The following is a 7584-nucleotide window of genomic DNA, read 5'->3' as shown; positions in this document are numbered from 1 at the left end:
AAACCGGAATGGATCAAGGCCAAGGTCCAGATGGGCCCGGAGTTCGTGGGCCTGAAGAACCTGGTGAAAAAAGAAGGCCTGCACACCGTCTGCGAAGAGGCCGGCTGCCCGAACATCTTCGAATGCTGGGAAGACAAGGAAGCCACCTTCCTGATCGGCGGCTCCGAATGCACCCGCCGCTGCGACTTCTGCCAGATCGACACCGGCAAACCCTCACCCCTGGACCGGTTCGAACCCACCAAGGTGGCCCGCTCCGTCCAATCCATGCAGCTGCGCTACGCCACCGTCACCGGCGTGGCCCGCGACGACCTCGAAGACGAAGGCGTCTGGCTCTACGCCGAAACCGTCCGCAAGATCCACGAACTGAACCCCGGCACCGGCGTGGAACTGCTCATCCCGGACTTCTCCGGCAAACCCGACCACATCGCCGCGATCTGCGACTCCAAACCCGAAGTCTTCGCCCACAACGTCGAAACCGTGCCCCGGATCTTCAAGCGCATCCGCCCCGCGTTCCGCTACGACCGCTCCCTGGACGTCATCACCCAAGGCCGGAACCTGGGCATGGTCACCAAATCCAACCTCATCCTGGGCATGGGCGAAACCCGCGAGGAAATCAGCGAAGCCCTCCGCGACCTGCACGACGCCGGCTGCGACCTGATCACCATCACCCAGTACCTGCGCCCCTCCGAACGGCACCTGCCCGTGGACCGCTGGGTCAAACCCCAGGAATTCGTGGACCTCCAGCACGAAGCCGAAGAGATCGGCTTCCTCGGCGTCATGTCCGGCCCCCTGGTCCGCTCCTCCTACCGGGCCGGCCGCCTCTGGGCCACCGCCATGCGCAAAAAAGGCCGCGACATCCCCGCCGAACTCGCCCACATCGCCGACGGCATCCAGGACTCCGGCACCACCCGCCAGGAAGCCGCCACCCTCCTGGCAAGCTAGGCGGACGGAGGTTCGGCGGGCTCACCGATGGTTGAACGGCGACGGCGGCAGGAAGCCAAGGGGCCCGGCGGAGGTGTCCGCCGGGCCGCCGTCGGGCATACCGCTTTAGCTGTTGCCGCGCACCACAGGGATGCTCGCCGTCGGAAGTCCGCTGGGGAAGACCGTGGGCTCGGGCTTCGCGACCGGCTCCAGCGGCACCCGGACGGGTTCGCCCGCCACCGCCACCCGCGTCCCGCGCACGTCAATCTCCAGCGGGCCGCCCTCCTGGATGGTGAGCGTGATGGCATCACCCGTCAGCCGAACCAGCAGCAGCCGGCCCCGGATCTTCAGGTGGAAGGACAGGGCGTCCCACTCAGCCGGCAGGCGCGGATCGAAGAACGGCACCGGCCCCTGGTCGCGCATCCCGGCGAAGCCGCAGACCAGCGAACTCCAGACACCGCCGGTGGAGGCGATGTGCACGCCGTCGATGGTGTTGCCGTGGGTGTCGTCCAGGTCGATGAACACGGCGTTGGTGAAGTGGTCCAGTGCTTCTTTCGAGTAGCCCACCTCGGCGGCCATGATCCCCTGGACACAGGCGGACAGGGTGGAGTCGCCGGTGGTGATGGGGTCGTAGAAGTCGAAGGCGCGCTGCTTCTCCTCCGCCGAGAAATCCTGCCACTGCAGGAACATCGCCAGCACGGTATCCGCCTGCTTCAGGACCTGATGCCGGTAAATCACCAGCGGGTGGAAGTGCAGGAGCAGCGGGTACTTGGACCGGGGCGTGGTCCAGTCCCAGGCCTCCAGGGTCATGAAGTCGTTGTCCTGGGAGTGCACCTGCATCCGCTCATCGAACGGCAGCTGCATGCGCTTGGCCGCAGCCTCCCAGAGCTGGCGCTCCTCCTGGGTGATTCCTGCATGCTCAAGGGCGGCGGCGGCACGCAGGTTGAAGCGGGCCATCACGTTTGTGTACAGGTTGTCGTTCACCACGGCGGTGTATTCGTCCGGCCCGGTGACACCGTGAATGTGGAAGAGCCCGTCCTTGCCGAAGAAGCCCAGAGAGATCCACATGCGCGCCGTCTCGATCAGCAGTTCGGCGCCCATTCCTTCCCGGAACGCGGAATCGCCGGTAGCCCACAGGTACCTGTTGGTGGCGAAGGCGATCGCCGCCGCAATGTGGAACTGGGCCGTGCCCGCTGCGTAGTAGGCGCTGGCTTCGAGCCCGTTGATGGTGCGCCATGGGAAGAGGGCGCCGTCAACACTCAGCTCCTTTGCCCGGATCTTCGCCTCGGGAAGCATGCCGTGGCGGAATTCCAGGACCTGGCGGGCGCCGTCGGGATTGGTGTAGGTCAGGTACGGCAGGAGGTACACCTCCTGGTCCCAGAAGTAGTGGCCCTCGTAGCCCGAGCCCGTCACGCCCTTGGCCGGGATACCGGCTACATCGGCGCGTGCAGTGGCCTGGGCCAGCTGGAACAGGTTCCAGCGGACGGCCTGCTGCAGCCCAGGGCTGCCGCCTTCCACCACAACGTCCGACGTCGCCCAGTAGCCGCGGAAGTGGGCCACACTCTCGGCGAAGATCCCGTCCACCGGCCGGAGCGCCTCTTCCGCCACCGCTGCCGCATCGACGTCCGGGTCCTGGATGGTGCGGCCGGCGGCGTAGCTGACGCTCTTTTCCAGCCGGAACGGCTGATCGGCGTCCACGGCCAGGACGTACCGGACGCTGCTGTCGTCCTGGTCCACCAGCGTCTCGAACGGCTGGTGCCCTGCCGAGGTCCAGTGGTCCACGGCAATGCCGACCCGCTGTTTGGACTCGGCTGCCTCCCAGGACAGCCGCAGCGAGCCGTCGCCGCCGTCGAGCCGCACCGGGACCAACACGCGCCCGGCGTGCCGGCCGGCGCGGCGCGGATCATGCACCGAGTGGTCCTCCACGGGCTGGTCCTGCCGGTTGATCACGGAGGAGGTGACGTCCAGGGAGACCTGACGGTTGGTTTCCACCTCCAGCGAGATGCCAAGGCTGCCGCGGGACTCGAACCCTACGGCCCGCCGCTCGGTGGTGGTCACAGTTGCGCCGGACCGGCATTGCCAGGTGATCCGGCACTGATAGATGCCGGTGCTGAAGTCCACGCTGCGGCGGTAGTCCAGGACCTCGGATTCGGCGAGGGACAGGCTCTCGCCATCCACCACCACGGTGAAGTTGTTGGCGTCCGGGATGTAAAGGATCCGCTGCCCCGTCCGGGCAAACCCAAAGGCGTTTTCGGCGTGCTTGATGTCCCAGATCTCGTGCAGTCCATTGATGAAGCTGCCCGGCAGTCCGGCGTCCGCTGCCGCCCAATGGGCGCCACGGATGCCAAGGTGCCCGTTACCCAGGGCAAACAGGGTCTCCAGTGTTCCCGCCGCGCCGGCCTCGTGCCGCGTTTCGATGAGTTGCCAGGGGGTGTCGGGGAACCGTTCGCGGTCCGCGGTGATCAGTGCCATGGTCGGGGTCCTTTTGGCCTTGCTGTGCTGCCGGTCTGGCCGGCAGCAGGAATTCGGGGGGATGGGTATTCGGCTGGGTGCTGCCGGGGGAAGCAGCAGGTTGCCCGGGGACGGCAACCGGGATTCGGCTGGGGTTTAGGGAACGAGCTCGCCAAGGTCCTTGACCACCAGGGTGGCGCCTGCTTCCAGGAGCGTCTGCCGCCCGGCGCCGCGGTCCACGCCGATGACCGAGTGGAACGATCCTGCATGGCCGGCCTGCACGCCGGACACGGCGTCTTCCACCACCACGCACTCGGCGCTGGACAGGTCCAGCAGTTTCGCCGCGTATTCATAGGTCGCCGGGCTGGGCTTTCCGGGCAGGCCCTGTTCGGCGGCCACCACGCCGTCCACCACCACAGTGAAGTGGTGGCTGAGCCCGGCTGCCGCCAGGACGGCGGGGGCGTTGCGGGAGGAAGATACGACGGCGACCCTCAGTCCGCGCTCGAGCACGGCTTTGAGGAAGCGCACCGAGCCTTCAAAGGGTTCGACGCCGGTGCTCACGATGTCATTGAAAATGGCGTTCTTGCGGTTGCCCAGGCCCTGGACGGTTTCGTTGCCGGGGTGGTCGTCCAGGGGCCCTTCCGGCAGGGTGATGCCGCGGGAGGCCAGGAAGTCGCGAACCCCGTCGAAGCGTGGTTTGCCGTCGATGTGGTCGAAGTAGTCGCTTTCGCTGTAGCCCGCGACTCCTGCGCGGGAGGCCAGGTAACCATCGAAGAGTTCCTGCCAGGCACGCTCGTGCACGGTTGCTGTAGGTGTCAGCACCCCATCCAGGTCAAACAGGATTGCTGCGGCGCCGGTCCAGGCGGCCGTATCAGCGGCAGTTTGGTGTGTCATCGGCAGTGCGGTGTCCTCTCGGTTCGTGGACAGCCGGCCCCGCCGGGAGGGCCGGGGAGGAAGATGCGGTGCTTTACGCACACGGCATCGTCTCCCAGTCCGCCCACTGCAGGACCGATCATGGCCGTAGACGAGTGTAAGCGCTTACAAATTTGACTTGCAACTGTTTTTTATATGTGGCTTGCCTGAGGCCCCGAAGTCAGCGCAGCACGTAATGGCGCAGGAACGCGCTGACGTCCACCATCTCGGTTTTCGACATGGCATGCCCCATGCCGGGGTATGTCCTGGTGGTCAGAAGCGTGTTCTTTTCCAGCCATTCAGCGGTGTAGGCAATGGCGTCGTCGTTGATCACCAGGTCCGCCTTGTCCCGTCCCCAGAAGAAGGGCGGCCTGGTCTCGAAGGAATCCATCACCGAGAGGAGTTCGTTGTTGAGGATGAAACCGGACAACCCCACCACCGCCTTGTAGTCGTGCGGATGCAGCCGCAGCAGCGTGCTGGCCATCGCCATACCCTGGGAGTACCCCATCAGGGTGACGCTGCTGTGCCGGTGCTTGACGGAGTTGATCCATGCCTGCACAGCGTTCGCCGCGGAAATGACGTCCGCGAAGTCGTTGGCTAGGAAATAGTCGAGCAGGAACCAGCCCCAGTGGTCGCCGATCGGCATGGGCGCCCGGAGGGCCGCAAAAGTAAACTCGTGCGGCAGGTACTCGAACAGCCGGACCATGCGTGATTCATCTGTGCCGTAACCGTGCATCATCACCAGCAAGGGAGTGCCGGCGCGCTGGTCTTCCGGCCTTGACCACACAACTGTTTCCACCGGTCCAGCCTAGCGAGACAAATCCGCCGCCCCGGGCGGGTCATTGAATCCGGAATAGCTCAGAGGTAGCGTGACGCTTGAAAGACAGCAGGCTTAGCTTTGGCAGTACGCACTACCCTCCCGTAACGCCCAACCAGCGCCGCACAGGATGCGGCCGTAAGGAGCAAGTCATGAGAATCGGCTCGTCAATCTTCCTTATCGCACTTGGCGCCATTCTTGCCTGGGCCGTGGCCCCGGGGCTGATTCCATTCGTGGACCAGCAGCTGGTGGGCTACATCCTGATGGCCGTGGGCGTGATCGGACTGATCGCATCCCTCATCCTCGCCTCCCCCGGCCGCAGTCGCCGCGTCAGCGAGTCCCGTTCCGTCGTCGACCCCAATACCGGCGAACGCATCACCCGCCGCGAAAGCCGCGACGGCGGCATTTAGCAATAGTGAAGCCGGGAAAGGATCCCGAGGAAGCAATACGAGACCCGCCCAGCCGGGCCGGACCAGCAGCGTCCGGCCCGGCTTCTGCGTTACCGGAGAGGCCACCGAAAAACCGCGGAATCTTGTTTCGTGTTGGTTTCCATTGACAAACCAACACAAGCAAAGATAAAGTCAAGTAACTCAACATCAATGTGATGCGAGTCACCCTCCGGACCGGGCGGGGACAGTTCACCACCAGCAGGACCTACGCAACGGAGGGTATGTGTTCGCCGAGGAGCGCCAGCAAAAGATTGCCGAGCTTGTAGCCGGCAGCGGCCGGGTCAGCGTGACCCTGCTGGCTGAGCGCTTCAACATCACCACTGAGACAGTCCGCCGGGACTTGGCTGCCCTGGAGAATGCCGGTACTGTCCGGCGCGTCCATGGCGGCGCGGTAGCGGCAGACCGCTTCAGCACCACTGAGGAAAGCGTCAACGAACGGGCCATCCAGCGGCCGGACCAAAAGATCCGGATCGCCGAAGCCGCCCTGGCCCTGATCCCCCGCAACTCGTCCGCCAGCGTGCTGATGGACGGCGGAACCACCACGGAGGTGCTGGCAGACATGCTGGCGCGGCGCACCGCCGTCGAACCCTCTGATGGAACGGGACCACACCACGAGCTGGTGGTCATCACCCACGCAGTACCCATTGCCAGCAAACTTTCCAACGTTCCCGGCGTGGCCCTGCAGATCCTTGGCGGCCGGGTGCGCGGCATTACCCAGGTGGCCGTCGGCCAGGCAACCGTGGACGCAGCTGCCAGGCTGCGGCCGGACATCGCGTTCATCGGTACCAACGGCATCCACCCAGCCTTTGGCATAAGCACTCCCGATCCTGAAGAAGCAGCCGTCAAGGCAGCCTTCGTCCAGTCGGCGCGCCGCATCGTGGTGCTGGCCGACTCCTCCAAGCTGGACACGGAAACCCTGGTCCAGTTCGCCTCCCTGAAAGATCTGGATACCTTGATCACAGACAGTGAACCCGGACCTGAACTCGCAGCCGCGCTGGAAGACGCCGGCGTCGATGTGGTGATCGCATGATCGTCACCTTCACCGCCAACCCCAGCCTGGACCGCACGGTCGCGCTGCCAGGCCCCCTGGAACGCGGCGAGGTTCAGCGTGCCGTGTCCGTCCGCCAGGAGTCCGGCGGGAAGGGGGTCAACGTCTCCCGCGCCCTGGTGGCCTCCGGCCTGGAATCCCTGGCCGTCCTGCCCGGGGCGGACAGCGACCCAGTCCTTGCCGGCCTGCGCGAAAGCGCCGTTCCCTTCGTTTCGCTTCCCATCGATGAGCCGCTGCGCACCAACGTGGCACTCACCGAGCCCGGAGGCGTCACCACAAAGATCAACGAACCCGGCCCCGTGTTGGCAGCCGACCAGCAGGAAGCGCTCATCAAGCTGCTGCTGGAAAGCTCCCGCGGTGCCAGCTGGGTTGTCCTGGCCGGCTCGCTGCCGCCCGGCTTCCCGGTCGACTTTTACGCCACGGTGGCCCGGCGGATCCGGGAGGCGGGCAACGGCACCACGCCGCTGATCGCCGTCGATTCCTCCGGGGCTCCCCTCGCCGCCGCCCTCACCGGCGATGGAACGGGGACCGGCGGAACCTCTACTGGTTCCGGCAAACCGGACCTCCTTAAGCCCAACGCCGAAGAACTGGCAGAACTGGCCGCAGCGGCCGGTTTCGCCCCGGCCACTGGTGACGAACTGGAGGCGGACCCGGCGGCTGCATCCGCTGCCGCCGCCGCCGTCGTGCGTTCCGGTGTGGGTGCTGTGCTGGCAACTCTCGGTTCCAAGGGAGCTGTCCTTGTAACGGCCGACGGCGCGTGGCTGGCCACGCACCCGCCGGTCGCCGCGGTCAGCACGGTGGGTGCGGGCGACTCCGCGCTTGCCGGTTACCTGCTCGCCCACGGCCGGGGCGCCGCCCCTGCCGATTGCCTTCGTCAGGCGGTGGCCCATGGTGCCGCCGCTGCCTCGCTGCCGGGTTCCACTGTTCCGGCAGTACACCAAACCACCCCGGATGCCGTAACCATCACGGCCCTTCGAAAGGATTGA

The 7584-nt window shown here is 65.9% G+C and carries 7 protein-coding genes; 4 read left to right on the top strand and 3 right to left on the bottom strand.

The annotated features are described in order from the left end of the window. Positions 1 to 942, top strand: a 942-nt coding sequence (gene lipA / locus ACTJK0_RS19080) for a lipoyl synthase (RefSeq protein ID WP_440746233.1), incomplete at its 5' end; no start/stop codon positions are given. A gap of 105 nt (positions 943 to 1047) precedes the next feature. Here lipA and ACTJK0_RS19075 read toward each other — a convergent pair. From ACTJK0_RS19075 to ACTJK0_RS19065, 3 genes are all read right to left on the bottom strand, one after another. Next, on the bottom strand, positions 1048 to 3393 hold the full coding sequence (locus ACTJK0_RS19075; protein ID WP_440746232.1) for a glycoside hydrolase family 65 protein: 2346 nt from the start codon (positions 3391 to 3393) through the stop codon (positions 1048 to 1050). A 135-nt stretch (positions 3394 to 3528) separates the two neighbouring features. Next, a complete protein-coding gene (locus tag ACTJK0_RS19070; RefSeq protein WP_440746231.1) occupies positions 3529 to 4266 on the bottom strand; it encodes an HAD family hydrolase in 738 nt (245 codons plus the stop codon). Positions 4267 to 4465: 199 nt separating this feature from the next. Further along, a complete protein-coding gene (locus ACTJK0_RS19065; RefSeq protein ID WP_440746230.1) occupies positions 4466 to 5083 on the bottom strand; it encodes an alpha/beta hydrolase in 618 nt (205 codons plus the stop codon). A 170-nt stretch (positions 5084 to 5253) separates the two neighbouring features. Between ACTJK0_RS19065 and ACTJK0_RS19060 the strand changes: the two genes are divergently transcribed. The 3 genes from ACTJK0_RS19060 to ACTJK0_RS19050 all read left to right on the top strand — a co-directional run bounded on the left by ACTJK0_RS19060 (position 5254) and on the right by ACTJK0_RS19050 (position 7584). Then, a complete protein-coding gene (locus tag ACTJK0_RS19060; RefSeq protein WP_440746229.1) occupies positions 5254 to 5511 on the top strand; it encodes a DUF6458 family protein in 258 nt (85 codons plus the stop codon). 262 nt (positions 5512 to 5773) lie between these two features. Continuing rightward, complete coding sequence (locus ACTJK0_RS19055; protein ID WP_440746228.1) at positions 5774 to 6580, top strand: DeoR/GlpR family DNA-binding transcription regulator; 807 nt, start codon at positions 5774 to 5776, stop codon at positions 6578 to 6580. Further along, positions 6577 to 7584 (top strand): 1-phosphofructokinase family hexose kinase, encoded by a 1008-nt coding sequence (locus ACTJK0_RS19050; RefSeq protein WP_440746227.1) that lies wholly within the window; start codon positions 6577 to 6579, stop codon positions 7582 to 7584. Before ACTJK0_RS19055 ends, ACTJK0_RS19050 begins: the two co-directional genes overlap by 4 nt.

The organism is Paenarthrobacter sp. 22069, assembly GCF_052046035.1.
Taxonomy (GTDB): domain Bacteria; phylum Actinomycetota; class Actinomycetes; order Actinomycetales; family Micrococcaceae; genus Arthrobacter.
The sequence above is the reverse complement of the archived record's forward strand: the minus strand, read 5'-3'. Positions and strand labels throughout refer to the sequence as shown.